At 65.5% G+C, this 16733-nt stretch carries 15 protein-coding genes and 2 pseudogenes; 6 read left to right on the top strand and 11 right to left on the bottom strand.

The window, feature by feature from the left end; translation table 11 throughout:
• Positions 1–2 precede the first annotated feature (2 nt).
• The 5 genes and pseudogenes from ACSKB8_RS11305 to ACSKB8_RS11285 form a co-directional block, all read right to left on the bottom strand.
• On the bottom strand, positions 3–959 hold the full coding sequence (locus tag ACSKB8_RS11305; protein WP_438104094.1) for a tripartite tricarboxylate transporter substrate-binding protein: 957 nt from the start codon (positions 957–959) through the stop codon (positions 3–5).
• A 143-nt stretch (positions 960–1102) separates the two neighbouring features.
• Positions 1103–1474, bottom strand: a complete 372-nt coding sequence (locus ACSKB8_RS11300; protein ID WP_130213649.1) for a cupin domain-containing protein — start codon at positions 1472–1474, stop codon at positions 1103–1105.
• Positions 1475–1501: 27 nt separating this feature from the next.
• Positions 1502–2140, bottom strand: coding sequence for an RraA family protein (locus ACSKB8_RS11295; protein WP_438104092.1), 639 nt, complete (start codon positions 2138–2140; stop codon positions 1502–1504).
• A gap of 25 nt (positions 2141–2165) precedes the next feature.
• A pseudogene (locus tag ACSKB8_RS11290) lies at positions 2166–3685 on the bottom strand (AMP-binding protein).
• Positions 3686–3796: 111 nt separating this feature from the next.
• Positions 3797–4825, bottom strand: a complete 1029-nt coding sequence (locus tag ACSKB8_RS11285) for an alpha/beta hydrolase (RefSeq protein ID WP_438104090.1) — start codon at positions 4823–4825, stop codon at positions 3797–3799.
• Positions 4826–5034: 209 nt separating this feature from the next.
• Here ACSKB8_RS11285 and ACSKB8_RS11280 point away from each other — a divergent pair.
• Positions 5035–5651 (top strand): annotated as a pseudogene (locus tag ACSKB8_RS11280) (hypothetical protein).
• Positions 5652–5839: 188 nt separating this feature from the next.
• Here the strand turns inward: ACSKB8_RS11280 and ACSKB8_RS11275 are convergent.
• Both ACSKB8_RS11275 and ACSKB8_RS11270 read right to left on the bottom strand, forming a co-directional pair.
• Positions 5840–6055 (bottom strand): hypothetical protein, encoded by a 216-nt coding sequence (locus ACSKB8_RS11275; protein ID WP_438104089.1) that lies wholly within the window; start codon positions 6053–6055, stop codon positions 5840–5842.
• A 16-nt stretch (positions 6056–6071) separates the two neighbouring features.
• Positions 6072–7079 carry a 2-dehydropantoate 2-reductase gene (locus ACSKB8_RS11270; RefSeq protein WP_438104088.1) on the bottom strand — a complete coding sequence of 336 codons (1008 nt, stop codon included), beginning with the start codon at positions 7077–7079 and terminating at the stop codon, positions 6072–6074.
• A 164-nt stretch (positions 7080–7243) separates the two neighbouring features.
• Here ACSKB8_RS11270 and ACSKB8_RS11265 point away from each other — a divergent pair, with 164 nt between their 5' ends.
• Positions 7244–7810, top strand: a complete 567-nt coding sequence (locus ACSKB8_RS11265) for a YidB family protein (RefSeq protein ID WP_438104086.1) — start codon at positions 7244–7246, stop codon at positions 7808–7810.
• Between the two features lie 28 nt (positions 7811–7838).
• Entirely contained in the window at positions 7839–8111 is a 273-nt protein-coding gene (locus ACSKB8_RS11260) for a GlsB/YeaQ/YmgE family stress response membrane protein (RefSeq protein WP_197962173.1), read from the top strand.
• A gap of 212 nt (positions 8112–8323) precedes the next feature.
• Here ACSKB8_RS11260 and ACSKB8_RS11255 read toward each other — a convergent pair whose 3' ends face one another.
• A complete protein-coding gene (locus tag ACSKB8_RS11255; protein WP_438104085.1) occupies positions 8324–9109 on the bottom strand; it encodes an SDR family NAD(P)-dependent oxidoreductase in 786 nt (261 codons plus the stop codon).
• Positions 9110–9357: 248 nt separating this feature from the next.
• Between ACSKB8_RS11255 and ACSKB8_RS11250 the strand changes: the two genes are divergently transcribed.
• The 3 genes from ACSKB8_RS11250 (at position 9358) to ACSKB8_RS11240 (ending at position 12608) form a co-directional block, all read left to right on the top strand.
• Entirely contained in the window at positions 9358–10422 is a 1065-nt protein-coding gene (locus ACSKB8_RS11250; protein WP_438104083.1) for an acyl-CoA dehydrogenase family protein, read from the top strand.
• 16 nt (positions 10423–10438) lie between these two features.
• A complete protein-coding gene (locus ACSKB8_RS11245) occupies positions 10439–11599 on the top strand; it encodes an acyl-CoA dehydrogenase family protein (RefSeq protein ID WP_128940312.1) in 1161 nt (386 codons plus the stop codon).
• A 190-nt stretch (positions 11600–11789) separates the two neighbouring features.
• A complete protein-coding gene (locus ACSKB8_RS11240) occupies positions 11790–12608 on the top strand; it encodes an enoyl-CoA hydratase/isomerase family protein (RefSeq protein ID WP_438104081.1) in 819 nt (272 codons plus the stop codon).
• A gap of 190 nt (positions 12609–12798) precedes the next feature.
• Here ACSKB8_RS11240 and ACSKB8_RS11235 read toward each other — a convergent pair whose 3' ends face one another.
• The 3 genes from ACSKB8_RS11235 to ACSKB8_RS11225 form a co-directional block, all read right to left on the bottom strand.
• Complete coding sequence (locus tag ACSKB8_RS11235; protein WP_438104079.1) at positions 12799–14913, bottom strand: acetate--CoA ligase family protein; 2115 nt, start codon at positions 14911–14913, stop codon at positions 12799–12801.
• 149 nt (positions 14914–15062) lie between these two features.
• Positions 15063–15815, bottom strand: coding sequence for a hypothetical protein (locus ACSKB8_RS11230; protein ID WP_438104078.1), 753 nt, complete (start codon positions 15813–15815; stop codon positions 15063–15065).
• Positions 15816–15817: 2 nt separating this feature from the next.
• Positions 15818–16609: an enoyl-CoA hydratase gene (locus tag ACSKB8_RS11225; protein ID WP_091893499.1), complete on the bottom strand. Its 792-nt coding sequence runs from the start codon at positions 16607–16609 to the stop codon at positions 15818–15820.
• Between the last annotated feature and the right edge of the window lie 124 nt (positions 16610–16733).

Here is a 16733-nt window from a genome sequence, read left to right as displayed (position 1 = left end):
GGCTACGCCCTGATATTGTTGTCCCTGACCACCTTGCCCCAATAGGCGACCTGCTTGTCGAAGAAGGTCTTGAATGCGGCGCCGCCCTCGAGCAGCAAGGTCATGTGCTGCGTGTCCTTGAGTTGAGCGGCGGTCGCGGGCTCGCTCAGGATCTCCCTGGACGCCGTCGCCATGGCCGAGACGATGTCGGGCGGCGTGCCCGCCGGCGCGAAGATGCCCCACCAGGCCAGCGTCTCGAAATCCGGAAAGCCGGCCTCGATCGCGGTCGGCGTATCCGGCAAGGCCTGCAGCCGCTCGCGGCCGAGCTGCAGGATCGGGCGCAGCATGTTGGTGCCGAGCTGGGCCGCGACCAGCGCCGCCGATCCTGCGATCAGATCGACATGACCGCCGAGCACGTCGTTCATGGCCGGGCCGCCGCCGCGATAGGGCACGTGCATGATCTCGACCCCGGCCTTGCTGCCGAGCACGGTCATGGCGAGATGGCCGAGCGTGCCGATGCCGACGGAAGCGTATTTGACCGCGCCGGGCGTCGCCTTGCAGGCGGCGACCACGTCGGCAAAGCTCTTGTAGGGACGGCCCGCGCCGGCGGCGATCACGTAAGGCGCGGTGCCGATCAGCAGCACCGGCATCAGCTCGCGCTCAACATCGACCGGCGGCTTGTCGAGGATGGCCGGGATCACCGCGTGGGAATCGAATGTCACCAGGAACGTCGAGCCGTCCGCCGGGCTCTTGGCGACCTGTGCCGCACCGAGCGCGCCGGCGGCGCCCGACTTGTTCTCGACCACGACGATGCGGCCAAGCTTGGTTTGCAGGTTGGACTGCAACAGCCGCGCCATGGCGTCGGTCGATCCGCCCGGCGGGAACGGCACCACCAGCGTGATCTTTCCGGCCTGCGCCGCTGCCGGCGCCATTGCGAGAATGGCCGGCGCGGCCAAGAGCGTGCGTCGTGTGATCGTCATGGTCCCCTCCCTTTGATCTTTGCGCCCCGCTTTTGCTCTTTGGCGCTAGAGCATGATCCGGACTCGAAGGGCCGCGTTAGCGCAAAGTGTGCAGCGGTTTTCCGAAAGATCATGCTCAAGAAAATAACCTAAGCGCGAAGCGCTTAGGTCGTCCCGAAGCCCGACCCCGGTTTTCTGTATTCTGGCCGCGGCGGGCTGAAGATGTCCAGCACGCGGGCGCCGTCGGGGCCGGCGCGCATGGTGTGCGGCACATTGCCAGGCGTGCGCCAGAAATCGCCCTTCTTCACCGGGATCTCCTCGTCGCCCTGGACGCGGACGGCGGAGCCGTCGAGCAACACACCCCATTGCTCCTCGGGATGATGATGCAGCGTGCCCTGCGCATGCGGCGCCAGCGTCACCACCGACAGCATCGCCTGCTCGCCCGAGAAGATGCGCGTGGTCACTCCCGCCGCGAGCTCGCGAAACAAGCCGTCGCTGGGATTATCAATGTTATGGAATTCGTCCTTCTGGCTCACGCCATCCTCCCCTTCGTTCTCGCCTGATCAGGATTTTCCATACGAGCCCTGATAGCGTCCCTCGCGGATCGCCTTCAATGTTTCCTCCTCGCGCGCGACCTGGGCGCGGACGGCTTCCAGCAGCGCGGCGGCGCCCGCGGCGGGAAACGACACCACGCCGTCCTCGTCGCCGACGACGATGTCGCCGGGTGCAATCACGCTGCCGCCGATCGCCACCGGCACGTTGATCTCGCCGGGACCGTTCTTGTAGGGGCCGCGGTGGATCACGGCGCGGGCGTAGCAGGGAAAGTCATCGGCCGCGAACGCCGCAACATCGCGGATCGCGCCGTCGATGACATAGCCCTCGGCTTTGCGCCACTGCGCAATGTTCTTCATGATCTCGCCGACCAGGGCTCGCGTCTCGTCGCCGCCGCCGTCGACCACGATGACGTCGCCGGGACCGACCAGCTCGAGCGCGCGATGGATGGCGAGATTGTCGCCGGGACGGGTACGCACCGTGAAGGCCGTCCCCACCAGCTTGCCGCCGCGGTGATACGGCTTCAGCCCCACCGCGCCCGGCAACCGGGCGAGATTGTCTGAAATGACCGAGGTCGGCGCACCGCGGAAGCCCTCGATGATGTCGGCGGGCGGCTTCGGCACGCCGTTGGCAGCGATGGTGATGGTCATCTCGTCAGTCCTTCCGTGATGTGTCTCAGTCGGCGTGCGCTCGCGCCTTGGCCGGCCAAATCCGGAAGGCGCGCCCCTCCTTCATCCACGCCGCGCGCTCGTCGCGCAACAGGGTGCGGCGGACTTTTCCGGAATCATCGCGCGGCGGGGTGCTGACGATCTCGAAGCTCTCCGGATGCTTGTAGCGGCTGAGCCTGTCCCTCAAAAACTCCGCCATGCCATCAGCGATGGCCTGGCCGTCCGCCGTCCGGCTCCGGCTCGATGATGGCATGCACGCGCTGGCCCAATTCCGGATCGGGCAATCCCACCACGACGCAGGAGCGCACGCCGGGGCAGGCGGAGACGGCGGCCTCGACCTCGGCCGGATAGATGTTGGCGCCGCCGCGCAGCACCATGTCGGCGAGGCGGTCGCCGAGATAGAGATAGCCTTCCGCATCCAGCCGGCCGATATCGCCGAGCGATTCCCAGCCGTCGGCGCGGCGCTTCGGCTCGGCGCCGAGATAGTGATAGGTGGCGTCCTTGCCGTCATTGTTGAGGAAATAGATCTCGCCGGTCTCGCCCGGCGCGACGTCGTTGCCGTCCTCGCCGATGATGCGAAGCTTCGCCATGTCGCCGATCTTGCCGACCGAGCCCTTGTGCGTCAGCCATTCCGCACCGGAGATGATGCAGGAGCCCTGGCGCTCGGTCCCGCCATAGAGCTCCCAGATCCTGTCAGGCCCGAGCCAGGCGATCCAGTTCTCCTTCAGCCAGGGCGGCATCGGAGCTGCCATGTGGAAGACCGTCTGAAGACTTCGAGAGATCGTAGGCATTGCGCACGCTCTCCGGCAGCGCCCAGATCCGGTGCATCATGGTCGGCACGAAATTGACCCATTGCACGCGCTCGCGTTCGATCTGCCGCAGCGTCTCCTCGGCGTCGAACTTGACGAGGCCGGTGAGCTGGCCGCCCGTGAACAGCGCGTAGTGCGACACGATGAACGGCGCATTGTGATAGAGCGGACCGGGATTGAGCAACGAGACCCCGAACGGAATGTTGAGCGGCGGCGCGGCCACCGTGTCGGTCACCGCCGGATGGTGATCGAGGATCACCTTCGGCCGGCCGGTCGAGCCGCCCGAGGTCATGGCCTTCCAATAACGCGCCACCGGCGGATTGAGCGGCTCGTCCGAAAAACCTTGCGGCACGAAATCCGCGGGCAGGCGGTTCGGCGCGTTCCAATCAGCCTCGCCGCCGACCACCAGCGCCGGCTTGAGGATGTCGAGCACCGCGGCGGCTTCGCCGCGCGGTAGCCGCCACGACAGCGAGGTCGGCGTCGCCCCGCACTTCCACACCGCAAAGGACGTCTCGAAGAACGCGTTGCCGTTGGGCAATCCGATCGCGACGAAGTCACCGGGCTTGACGCCCCTGGCCATGAACGCCTGCGCGCGCCGGTTGGCGCCACGCTCGAGTTCATCCCATGTCAGCGTATCCTGCCCATGACGAACGGCGATCGTGCCGTGTGGTTTGCGTTCAGCGTACCAGCGCGGCACGTCGGACAGGGGCAGCAGCATCAGGCGTTTCCACTTCGTCTTCTTGGCGCCGCCTCACGATGAGGCGTTCACGGTGCGAAGTGTAACAGCCGGAGACGAGCCTTCAAGACGCAAGCCTTCAACGCATGCACATCAGCGCTCCGCGCCGCAGCCCGGACTATCGAACAGCGCCGCAAGCCCGCATGTCGAGGTCAGCATCTTGTCGGCGTCGTGGCCGACGCCCGCGACGTCCCAGACCCGGTGATTGGGCGTGCCGTGGTTGCGCTTGGCCATCGTCTCCGCATAGGCGTGACCGCGGGCGTAGCGCGTGGCCCCTTGCGCCTTCGCCATGCAGCTCTTGTCGAGCGCGGGATGCTCCGGATTGGTGTCGAGGGTGCCGAGCAGATAGATCACCTCGCGCTCGACATAGCGTTGTTCGAGCGCAGCCGGCGTGACGTTCGCAAGATAGGGCGGCCGCTCATCCATGCCGTATTTCCAATTGTTGTAGCCCGGACAGGAGGCGGCGATGGCGGGCACCGGCCGCTCGGCGCTGAAATAGGCATAGGACGACGGGTTGGCGACGACGTAGCGGACATCGATGTGCTGGCGCGACAGCATCGCTTCGCCCTTGCCGGCGATGGCGTAGCGCTGCGCGACCTGGCCGCCGCCGGAATGGCCGGCGACCACGACCTGCTTCAGGTTCGGGAAGATGCGCCGGTCGGCGAGCTTTGCCATGATCGCATCGAGCGCCTCGAACGAGGAGACCGGATTGGGCGCCAGCGCGGCGTCCCCGCCCTCCCATCCCTCCAGCGACCAGCGCAGCATATCTGCCGGCAGCTTGTGGGCCTCGACGTCGATCTCCGCCAAGAACTGCGGCACGATCATGAGCGCGCGCTTGCCGTCGTCGCCCGCTGCGACCTGCGCGGTGTGGGCTGACAGATAATATTCGTCGGCATTGCGCAGCCGTCCATGCAGCACGATGATCGCGCGCGAGATCGCCGGCAGCGGCATCGACCAGTCGCTGGAGAGGTAGAGCGGCAGAATGCCCTGGGCGCCGACCGCGAGCCGCGCGTCCGCAATCGCCCTCACCGGCTTGCGGTTGGGCGCCGCTTCGTCCGCCGCGAAGGCATGGCCGCAAATCAGCACCAGCGCGATTGCGACGAGACCGGCCAACGCTCGCATGACGGACATTCCCCTTCGAAGTCAAATCGATAAAAGTCTAAGCACATCATCTGCGCGCGGCTGTGACTCGCGCGCCACGTCAAGCAAAAAATGTCAGCAGCCCAGCCATGAAATTCCCGGGTTCCATGGGTGACAAGCCGGCGATAAAGAGGCAAAAATCCGAACTCGACTCGGGGCGGGTTGAGTTTTGCAAGGAATGCTCTCGTAGAATGTCGGTCGTAGTTGCATCGCGTCGTGCGGCGCTTCTCGTTGCCGCAGCAGGATTTTTCTGCTGACCTTGCCGCATGCCCAGGCCCAATGGTGGAAGCGCGCGCCCGTCGACTTCGAGGAATGCGCCGACGCCGCTGAAAAATCCTCGACAAAGGCCGAGAAGACCGCGGCGCTTGCCGACTGCAACGCGAAATTCGCCGGCCGCCGCAAGGCTGGCGGCGGCTATTCCTATTACGACTTCCTCCAGGATCGCACCTTCGACATCGCCGGGCCGAATCCGACCCCGGAAGAGCAGAAGAAGATCGACGCAGCCTACACCGCCTATCTCGCCAACCAGCGCCGCATTAATGAAGCGGCCCAGGCCACCGCGCGTCAGCAGCGCGAGCAGCAGGAACAACAGGTACAGCAGTTCCACCAGGTCGCGCTGCGAACCGACATCGAGCGCGTGCCCGTCCCGGTCCAGCGGCCGAAAGTGCAGCAGAATGTCGGCCAGCGAAAGGGCGCGCCCTGCACCAAGGGCTCCTTCTCCTGCGAATGGCCGCGGCTGTCGGAAAGCTTGAACGATTTGAAGAAGTTGTTCAATCCAACGCCGACCAAGCCGGCGAAGAAGGGCTGAGTTTCGCTGTTTTTGTAACGCTGTCGCCACACTCCGCAGTCGTCCCGGCGAAGGCCGGGACCCATAACCACCAAATTGAGTTTGGCGAAGACTCGTGGTGACCAGTCTCGCGCCCCAACTACTCCCTGGGGTAATGGGTCCCGGCCTTCGCCGGGACGACAGCGGAGGTTGTTGCGCCGAGGCTGGCGTCAATTCGCGTGCTTCTTCTTGCTCCGCTTCGGTTTGGCCACCGACGCACTCGCGGGCGCCGCTGCCGTTGGCGAAGCGCTCAGCGCCTTGCGGCTCTCCTGCAATCGCGCGTCATAGCCTGGAGAGTTCACGACCGTCGGCGGTCTTGCATGAGCGAGCGTCGATGCGCCGCAGAGCGCAGCCAGCGCGATCCCGACCGCCAAACAACGCTTCATCGCGCTCCTCCTTCACTCACGCTGCCCCCCAATCTGCCTGCGGCGTCAGCCCGGGCGGCCCCTTGCCCGCGGCTTCGGCTTCCTTGATCAGCGCAACAATGCGGCGCATCAGCGGCACATCCACATTGCTTTGCTCGGCCAGCGCGATGACGGCGCCCTGGAGATAGTCGATCTCGGTCTTGCGCCCGTGCTTCAGGTCCTGCCACATCGAGGAGCGCGCTTCGGGATCGATCTTCATCGTGCGTCCCAGGATCGCGTTGAAGATCACGTCGGGCAGCCGCAGCAAGGCCGGCGTCCATCCCATTGGGATCGGCGTTGCCGAGACCGGCGCGATGCCGGCGGCCTTCAGCGCGGCGAGGCCCTCCGCCATCTGGTCCGCGAACAGCCTTCGCCAGTCGCGGTCCGCCAGTTGCGCGGCGAGCGGCATGTCGGACAGCGCGCTGAGCGCATTGTTCAGATTAATGATCAGCTTGCCCCATTGCACGCCGGTGATGTCGCGGCTCGCGCGTACCGTGAGGCGGGCCACCGACAGCGCGAGAGCTGTGTTCGCATCGTCCTTACCAACATGGATGTCGCCGGAGGTCGATCGGTGGAAACGGCCCTCGCCCATCGCGATCACGTTGAACGGCACCATGCCGGCGAGCACACGTCGATCGCCGAGATGCTCGCGCAGCACCGCGACATTGCCAATGCCGTTCTGAAGCGAGACGATAACGGCGTCGTGCGGCGCATGCCGCGCGATCTGCTCCGCGACATCGGCGGTGTCGGCGCTCTTCACTGTCACCAGCACGATGCCGGCGCTGTGGAAGATCGAAGGATCCTCCGACAACGCGAGCTGGCCAGCACCGAGCTTGTTCTCGGAGCCGTCGAAATCGGTCAACCGCAGGCCGAACCGCTCGATCTCGGTCTTCACCCGCGGCCGCACCAGCAGCGCGACGCGGCGGCCCGCGGCCGCCAGCATGCCGCCGACGAAACAGCCGATGGCACCGGCGCCGGCCACCACGATCGGTCGATCCGTAACCACTGACCTCGCTCCCTGAATGACCGGCCTTCGATAGCAGAGGCGAGGCCGGCTGCCCATCGCGTCGCGGCCGCCTTGTAACCGTCATGACCGCCCCATATGTTTTCGCCCCGGGGGAGCCTGTCAGCGGCGAGCGCTCGCCGAACGAGACGCCAAAGGAGAGCACCATGGGTCTACTCGACGTCCTCAACGGCATGCAGAACGGCCCGCGCGGGCCCAGCGCGCCGAGCTCCGAGAAATCCTCCGGCGGCATGTCGCCGATGACCATGGCGCTGCTCGGCCTGATCGCCTGGAAGGCGTTCAAGCATTTGACCGCAAACCAATCCGGCACGGCGCCGCAACCGTCGCCGACGCCTGCGCCGCCGCCGGTCAACGCCGGCGCGGGCGGTGGCCTCAGCGATTTGCTCAAGGGCGGTCTCGGCGGCCTGCTCGCGGGCGGCGCGGCTGGCACTGTGCTCAGCGGCGGGCTCGGCGATCTCCTCAACCAGCTCCAGCAGAGCGGACACGGCGACACCGCAAATTCCTGGGTTGGCAAGGGCGAGAACAAGCCGATTGCGCCGGGCGATCTCGCCAGCGCGCTCGGCGCCGACCAGATCGACAGCCTGTCCGCCCAGAGCGGCCTGTCACGCGAGGAGCTGCTGTCCGGCCTCAGCCAGTATCTACCGCAGGTGATCGATCATTTGACGCCGGACGGAAGGTTGCCGACCGAGAACGAGCTCTCGGGTCGCATCTGATTGTCGACAAAGGGAGGGGAGCACTGTCATGAGCATGGGCGGCCTGTTGTGGATCATCCTCGTCGGCTTCGTCGCCGGCCTCATCGCGCGCTGGCTCGCACCGGGGCCGAACAATCCGAGCGGCTTCATCCTCACCACCATCCTCGGCATCGCCGGCGCGTTTCTGGCGACCTTCGTCGGCCAGGCCATCGGCCATTACAGCCCCGACCAGGGCGCCGGCTTCATCACCGCGACCATCGGCGCGGTGGTGGTGCTGTTCATCTGGCACCGCCTGGTGGCCAGCGGCGTGATCAAGGGGTAGACCGCTGTCGCTTTGCGGTATGACCTATCAACAAACTCGGTGTCGTCCCGGCCTAGTGCGCAATTGCGCACGAAGGCCGGGACCCATAGCCACCGAACTGAGTTTGGCGAAGACTGGCAATTGCCGACTTTGCGCTACAATCGCGGCCCGTGGTTATGGGTCCCGGCTTTCGCCGGGACGACAGCGGTATTTGCCGCGCTCGGCGAACGCAATCACGTAATCAAATGCATCCCCGCGTCCATGCGCACGACCTCGCCGGTCATGTTGCTGGAGGCCGGCATTGCGAGGAAGCAGACGAGCTGCGCGATGTCTTCCGCGCTTGAGGCGACCTTGAGCGGCACCTTCGCCACCACGCTGTCGCGCACCTGCTTGGCCCCGGCCTCGCCGCGGCCCTTGGTGAACCAGGGCGTGTCGATATAGCCGGGGCACACCGTGTTGACGCGGATCAGCGGCGCCAGCGCGCGCGACAGTGACAGCGTCATGGTGTTGAGCGCGCCCTTGCTCGCGGCATAGGCGATTGACGAGCCGACACCGCTGATGCCGGCGACCGAGGACACGTTGACGACGGCGGAGGGCCGCCCCGAGGCCTTGGCGCCGGCCTCGAGCAGGCTGCGCGCCGCGCGCACCATCTGGAACGGACCGATGGTGTTGACACCGTAGAGGCGCTGGAAATCTTCCGCCGACAAGCCATCGAGATCGGCATGGACAACGTGCTTGGTGGTGCCGGCATTGTTGACGAGCACGTCGAGCCGGCCCCAACCGGCCGTCGTCGCGACGATCTTGCGGCAATCGTCATCCTTCGAGACGTCGCCCTGCGCGACCAAGACTTCCGCGGCGCCGGCCTTGCGACAGAGCTCAGCCGTGGCCTCAGCTTCCTTCTGGCTCGAGGAATAGTTGATGACGAGCCGGGCCCCGTTCCGCGCGAGAATTTCCGCGGTCGCGGCACCAAGGCCGGATGCCGATCCCGTCACGATTGCGCACAAACTATCCTTGGCCATCCTGGTTTCCTTCCCCTGTCTCTGATCTCGGCGCCTTGTTTAGCGAGTTTGCCGCGCCCTGCAAATCGAGCAAACTCCGCTAAGCGGAATTAACCTCCTATTGGTCTTTGCGCCCATGCCTGCGCCGCAGGTTGACCTGCGATCAGCGCTTGTCAGGGCCATGGCTTTTTCCGATCATCGGGCGCAAGAAGAACCTGCGCGCCGGCCCACCGGGGCGGACGCGCCAATGGCAAAACACGGGGAACGCTGTGGCGGAGAGTGACAATATCGTCGTCGAGACCGCGGAAAAAATCTTCGCTGATCTCGCCGATCCGCAAACCATCAACAACGACAAGAAGAATTCGTGGCAGGCACCGCTGTGGCAGGCGCTGAGCGAGGCCGGCCTGCCGCTATCGTGGGTGCCTGACGACCTCGGCGGCTCCGGCGCCAGCCTTGCCGACGGTTTTGCGCTTCTGAACGCTGCCGGCCGCTTTGCGGTCGCCGTTCCCCTGGCCGAGACCATGCTCGCGGGCTGGCTGCTGGCGCAGGCCAAGATCGCATCGCCCGCGGGCGAGATGACGGTGCTGCCGGCCTCGCCAAAGGATCGCATCACGCTCGATGCCGACGGCGCGCTCTCCGGCCGCGCCCGCGGCGTGCCCTTTGCCAAGGCGGCGAAGCATTTTGCGGTGCTGGCGCACGGCAAGGACGGCATTTCCATCGCGCTGGTCGATGCGGCCAAGGCGCGGATCGAAGCCGGGATCAACGTCGGCTACGACCACAGCGACACCGTCACGCTCGACAAGGTTCAGCCCGTCACCGTCAAGCCCGCTCCGAAAGGTTTTGACCAGACTACCTTGATGCTGATGGGCGGTGTCGCGCGCAGTCTCCAGATCGCCGGCGCGCTGGAATCGATGCTCGATATCTCCGTGCGCTATTCCAACGAGCGCGTCGCCTTCGAGAAGAAGATCTCGAAATTCCAGGCGGTGCAGCACAATCTCGCACGCCTCGCCGGTGAATCCGCCGCAGCGCTTGCAGCGGCGACCTCGGCGGCCGATGCCATCGCGAACGCAAAATCGTTCGACGACGAGGTCTATCTCGAAGCCGCCTCCGCAAAGATCCGTTGCGCGGAAGCAGCAGAGAAAGGCGGCGGCATCGCCCACCAGGTTCACGGCGCAATCGGCTTCACCATGGAGCACATCCTGCACCGCTATTCGCTGCGGGCACTGGCCTGGCGCGACGATTTCGGCTCGGAAAGCCACTGGGCCGTCGAGCTCGGCAAGCTCGTTGCAAGACGCGGCGCCGATGAATTGTGGCCGCTCGTGGCTTCGCGCTGATCAGGGGACGACCACAATGACCGCTGCCCTCCGTTTCGATCCGATCCGCCTGCCGGAAAAATGTGAGCAATTGCGCAAGGAAGTGCGCGCCTTCCTCGCCGAGGAAATTGCCGCCGGCACTTTCGATCCGCACAAGCCCAATCGCGAAGACACCGACGCGCCGGAATTTTCCCGCCGGGTCGGCGCCAAGGGCTGGCTCGGCATGACCTGGCCCAAAAAATACGGCGGCCAGGAGCGCTCTTTCCTCGAACGCTACGTGGTGACCGAGGAGATGCGCGTCGCCAATGCGCCGACGCGGCGCTTCTTCGTCGCCGATCGCCAGAGCGGGCCGGTGCTGCTGAAATACGCGCCCGAGCACATCAAGATGGAGATTTTGCCGCGCATCTGCCGCGGCGAGATCTGCTTTGCCATCGGCATGAGCGAGCCGAACTCCGGCTCCGACCTGTTCGCCGCGAAAACGCGCGCGACCAAGACCGACGGCGGCTATCTCATCAACGGCACCAAGATCTGGACCTCGTCGGCGCATATCGCGGACTACATGATTGCGATCTTCCGGACGTCGCCGCCGACCAAGGAGAATCGCCGCCACGGCCTGACGCAATTCCTGGTCAAAATGAAGCAGCCCGGCATCCAGGTGAACCCGATCGGCCAGATCACCGGCCAGTACGAGTTCAACGAGGTCGTCTTCACCGATCACTTTATCCCCGACGATCATGTGCTCGGCGAGGTCGATGGCGCCTGGAAGCAGGCGACATCCGAACTTGCCTATGAGCGTTCGGGCCCCGAACGCTTCCTCGAAACCTATTACGTGCTGACCGAGCTGGTGCGCGCGATCGGTCCCAACCCGGACACGCGCAGTGCCGAAGGCATCGGGCGCCTCGTCGCGCAGCTCCACACCATGCGGCGCATGTCGGTCTCGGTTGCCGGCATGCTGCAAGCCGGCAAGGAGCCGGTGGTGGAGGCGTCGATCGTCAAGGACATCGGCACGGTCTGGGAGCAGCAGCTGCCGCACCGCGTGCGCGATCTCGCCGCCTTCGTCGAGGAGACCGCGACCAACCGCGAGACGCTGGAGCGGCAGCTCGACTTCGCCATCAAGACCGCACCCAAACTCACCATCCAGGGCGGCACCACCGAGGTGCTGCGCGGCATCATCGCCCGCGGACTGGGACTTCGATAGTGCGGATGAGAGCGATGCTCTGGCAGCGCGCGCCCTTCACCTCTCCCATCCGGAGAGGTCGGCGCGTAGCCCCGGGTGAGGGGTTAGGATCCCACGATAGAGCTGAGCCCCTCACCCGATTTGCTGGCGCAAATCGACCTCTTCCTCTGGGAGAGGTGGTTCTTCGCTACTGAGATACTGGAGGCACAAAATGACCACGTACAAGGATATCGGCGTCGAGAAGGTCGGACACGTCGGCACCATCGAGATCCGCCGTCCGCCGCTCAATTTCTTCGACATTTCGCTGATCAACCAGATCGCGGATGCGCTCGACGAGTTCGACCGCGACATCGAGATCCGTGCCTCGGTTTTGTCGGCGCAGGGCAAAGCGTTCTGCGCTGGCGCCAATTTCCAGGATCCAGCACGGCAGGCGCAGGAAGCGCGCGAGGCTGAGAAGACCGCCAAGGGCGATCCGGCCGACAGTCTCGGGCCGATCAACCATCTCTACATTCAGGCCGTGCGCATCTTCCGCGCCAAGAAGCCGATCGTCGCCGCCGTGCAGGGCGCCGCCATCGGCGGCGGCCTCGGTCTTGCGGTATCGGCCGACTTCCGCGTCACCTGCCCCGAAGCGCGCTTCTCCGCGAACTTCACAAAGCTCGGCTTCCATCCCGGCTTCGGCCTGACCGTGACGCTGCCCGAGCTGATCGGCAAGAACAACGCCGAGCTGATGTTCTACACCAGCCGCCGCGTCACCGGCGAAGAAGCGCTGAAGTGGGGCCTCGCCAACGAGCTGGTGCCGCAGGACCAGGTGAAATCAGCCGCGATGAAGCTCGCCGGCGAGATCGCCGAATGCTCCCCGCTCGGCCTGCTCTCCACCCGCGCCACGATGCGCGCCGACCTCGCCGACCGCGTGATGGCCGCGACCAATCACGAGCTCGCCGAGCAGACCCGGCTGCGTGCGACGGAAGACTTCAAGGAGGGTGTGAAGGCGACGGAGGAGCGGCGCGTGGCGAATTTTAAGGGAAGGTGATTGCGGCCGCGGCGCTGCGACACCCTTCGCTGTCGTCCTGGCGAAAGCCAGGACCCATTACCCCAGGGAGAAGTTGCGGCGCGAAGCTGGTAACAACGAGTCTTCGCCAAATTACCCCATGGGGTAATGGGTCCTGGATCAGCGCTCGCTTAGCTCGCTTGTCCAGGACGACAGCAAGGTGTGTGGCCGCCTACTTCCTTCCCACCACGAGCGCGTCGACGATCGTCACGCCCTGCCCCTCCGGGTGTACCAGCACCGGGTTGAGCTCGATCTCCGCGATCTCCTGCGCATGCCGTGCGGCGAGCACTGAGACATCCGCGATCAATTGCGCCATCGCTGTGACATCCGCTTTCGCCGCTCCGCGAAAACCGTTCAGCAGCGGCGCCGCCTTCAATCCCGCCAGCATTGCGCCGGCCTCCTCCGCACCGACCGGCGCCGGACGATAGACGACATCGCGGAACAGTTCTGTGGTGACGCCGCCGAGCCCGACCATCACCATCGGCCCAAACGTCTGGTCCATCATCGTTCCCACGATGATCTCGACGCCCTTCTTCGCCATCGGACCAACCAGCACACCCTGGATCGCCGCGTCCGGCCGCTGCGTGCGCGCATTGTCCAGCAGCGCTTCGAACGCCAAAAACACTTCGCCCTTGGTGGTGATGTTGACGCGCACGCCGCCGACCTCGCTCTTGTGCGCGATGTCGGGCGACTGGATCTTCATCACCAGCGGAAAGCCCACGCGGGCGACGGCTTCATCCAGCCCGGCCTTGTCCGTCACCAGCACTTCGTCCGGCAGCGCGATGCCGGCGGCGCGGAGCAATGTCTTGCTGTCGGCCTCGGACCATGCTTGCGGCTTCAAATGCGCAGAGAGATCGCGCACCGGCAACCGCGTCTCGTCCGCGGGTTTCGGCAGATTGAATTTCGCGTAGTCGACGAGCCGCCGCAGCGCAACGCCGACATGAGTCAGACCCGAGAGGACCACGACACCGGATTTCGCGAGTTCCCGCCGCGCGAAGTCGGAGGGGACCGTGTAGGAATAGAATGCGACCGGCTTCTTCTGCGCCGCCAGCACCGGCGTCAGCTCGGCCTCGTCGAACGGCTTGCGCACCTCACTCGACAGTGACAGCACGATCAGCACCGCATCGACCTCGTCTGAGGCGCTGAGCAGATCGACGCTCTTTTGCAATCCGCCGGAGGTCACGCCTTGCGCGGTGACGTCGATCGGGTTGCCCGCGGTGCCGTAGGACGGCATCAGCATTCGGATCCCCGCCTGGATCGTTTCGGAGAGCTCCGGCACCTGCAAGCCCTGCAGTGCCACGGCATCCGCGCCCCAGATGCCGGCGCCGCCGGAGACGGTGACGACGGCGACGCGATCGCCCTTGGGCAGCGGATTGCTGGCGAGCAGCGCCGCGATCGTCAGCGCCTCGTCGAGATCGTTGGAGACGATGAAACCGTATTTCGCGAACACCGCGTCATAGGCCGCCGACCAGCCGGCCATGCTCGCCGTGTGCGAGGCCGCCGCGCGCTGGCCGGCGCCGGAGCGGCCGACTTTTGTCACGATGACGGGCTTCCTCGCCTCGGCGGCGCGCCGCGCGGCGGCCAGAAACTTGTCGACGTCGCGGATGCCTTCGATGAACAGCAGGATCACGTCGGTCGAGGTGTCCTGCACCAGATAATCCAGGAACTCGCCGGCGCCGAGATCGGATTCGTTGCCGGCGCTGACGACGTAGCTCACGGCGATGCCGATCGCCCGCGCGCGATGATAATAGGCAAAGCCGATGCCGCCGCTCTGCGCGACGATGCCGATCCGCTTGTGCGTCGCGACCAGCGGCACCACACCCGGCTTGACGTCCACCGCGGGACTGAAGGTGGCCGCCACGCGCTGCACCTGGCTGAAGAAGCCCTCGGCGTTCGGGCCGGAGATCCGCATGCCGGTGCGCCCCGCCAGCGCCGCGATCGCATCCTGCATCGCGGCGCTGGCGCCGCCCTCCTCGGCAAAGCCGGAAGAGATGATGACGGCGTTCTTGACACCGGCGACGGCGCATTGCTCGAGCGCGGGCAGTACCGCGCGCGCCGGGATGACGATGACGGCGAGATCGATCGGCGCGCCGATCTCGGCGATCGATTTGTAACAGGCGAGCCCGTCGATGTCGGCATAGTTCGGGTTCACCGGATAGATCTTGCCGGGATAATCGTTCTTGCGCAGCATCGACAGCAGCCGCCCCGGAATCTTCTCGTGATCGCGCGAGGCCCCGATCAGCGCGATGCTGGCGGGCGCGAAGAAGCTGTCGAGCGGATGCGGCATGTGCAGATTCCAGTTGTTGATCTGGTGCTATCCCCGTCATGCCCGGGCTTGTCCCGGCCATCCACGTCTTGCTTCTCAACGATCGTCAAGAACGTGGATGCCCGGGACAAGCCCGGGCATGACGACACAACGAGAAATGTCGCAAGTGGTCAAGCAACGAGCCGGAACGTTACCCCACCTAACAAGAACTCGTTGCCGGCAACCGCATGCCCCTTCTCCCGCGCGGCATGCAGCACACGTGCAGCATCCGTCACCCGAAATTCCAGTGCGCTCATGATTTCGCTGGTGCCCTTGACGAAGCGGAAGGTTGCGTTGGGCAGCTTCAGTTCGGCGTCGGCGCTTGGCGCAACACCGATGATTCTGCCCCAGTGCTCCGCCAGCCCCTGTGGATCCGGGCTCTGCATCTCGACGGCCGTCAGCGCCTGCGTCACATCCTTGCGGATGAATTTTTGCCAATCGGGTCCCGCCGGTGGATAGGCGCCCAGAATGTTGTCGCTGCCTTCGGTGTGGTTGAACTCGATGAAGGCGGCGCGGCAGTCGCGGGGGTGGAGCTGCACGCCGTGATAGGGTGCGTGGTCGATGACATTGGCCGTGCGCACGCCAAGCGCGTTGGCGTTGCGACCGCGCTCGTCCGGATCGTCGCAGCAGAAGATCGCCATGTAGCCGCCGCGGCCGCCGGTCTTCTCGATGAAGCGGCCGGCCGTGGTGCCGTCCTTGAACGGCGCAACGACTTCCAGCAGGATCGTGTCGACCGGGAGCAGCGCGTTCTCCAGACCGTATTTCGCGACATTGCCGTCGCGATAGCACACGGTGAGACCCATAATCCTGGCGATATCCGTGATGACAGGCTCAAGCTGCGGCGCAACCAGGCAGATCTGACGCAGCCGGATATAGGGCGCCATCGTCATGCGCCCTTGAAGGTCGGCTTGCGCTTCTCGACGAAGGCCTTGGCGGCCTCCTTGTGGTCCTCGGTGTCGCCGCATCGGGTGTGATGGATCGCTTCGCCATCGAAGCAATCCTCCAGCGCCAGATGCTCGGCATTGTTGATGTTGCGCTTGATAAAGCCGAGCGCGATCGAGGGGCCCTGCGCCAGCGACAGCGCGAGCTCGTGCGCGGCGGCGTCGATCTCGGCGTCGGGCACGACCTTGGTCACCATGCCGATGGCATGCGCCTCCTTCGCGGTGAGGACCGGCGACATCAGATAGAGCTCGCGCGCCCGCGCGCTGCCGAGCAGCTGCGTCAGAAAATAGGTCCCGCCGTAATCACCGGAGAAGCCGACCTTGGCGAAGGCCGTGGTGATCTTGCAGGACTCGCTGGCGATGCGCAGGTCGCAGGACAGCGCCATCGACAGACCGGCGCCGGCCGCCGCGCCGTCGAGCTGCGCCACGACAGGCTTTGGCATCTGGTGCAGGATGCGCGAGACCTCCATGCCGCGGCGCAGGTTTGCGAGTTTCTGCTCGAACGGCAGCGGCGCCCGGCCCTCCGCCATCGACTTGACGTCGCCGCCGACACAGAAGCTGCCGCCCGCGCCCTTGAACAGCACCGCGCGCACCTCCGGATCGTCAGCCGCGCGCCGCGCCGCCTCGACCAGCCCGCGCACCATGTCGGGGTTGAGCGCGTTCTTCCGCTCCGGCCGGTTCATGGTGATGGTGAGCAGCCCGCCTTCGAGCTTTTGCAGGACCATGTCGTTGCTCATGGGGTGGTCTCCGTTGTTGTTGTCTAGCCGAGCTATCACCACACCGTCATTGCGAGCGAAGCGAAGCAATCCAGGAATGTTTCCGCGGAGACAGTCTGGATTGCTTCGTCGCAAGAGCTCCTCG

The sequence above is a fragment of the Bradyrhizobium sp. BR 1432 genome (genome assembly GCF_051547705.1).
Classification (GTDB): domain Bacteria; phylum Pseudomonadota; class Alphaproteobacteria; order Rhizobiales; family Xanthobacteraceae; genus Bradyrhizobium; species Bradyrhizobium zhanjiangense.
The sequence above is the reverse complement of the archived record's forward strand: the minus strand, read 5'-3'. Positions and strand labels throughout refer to the sequence as shown.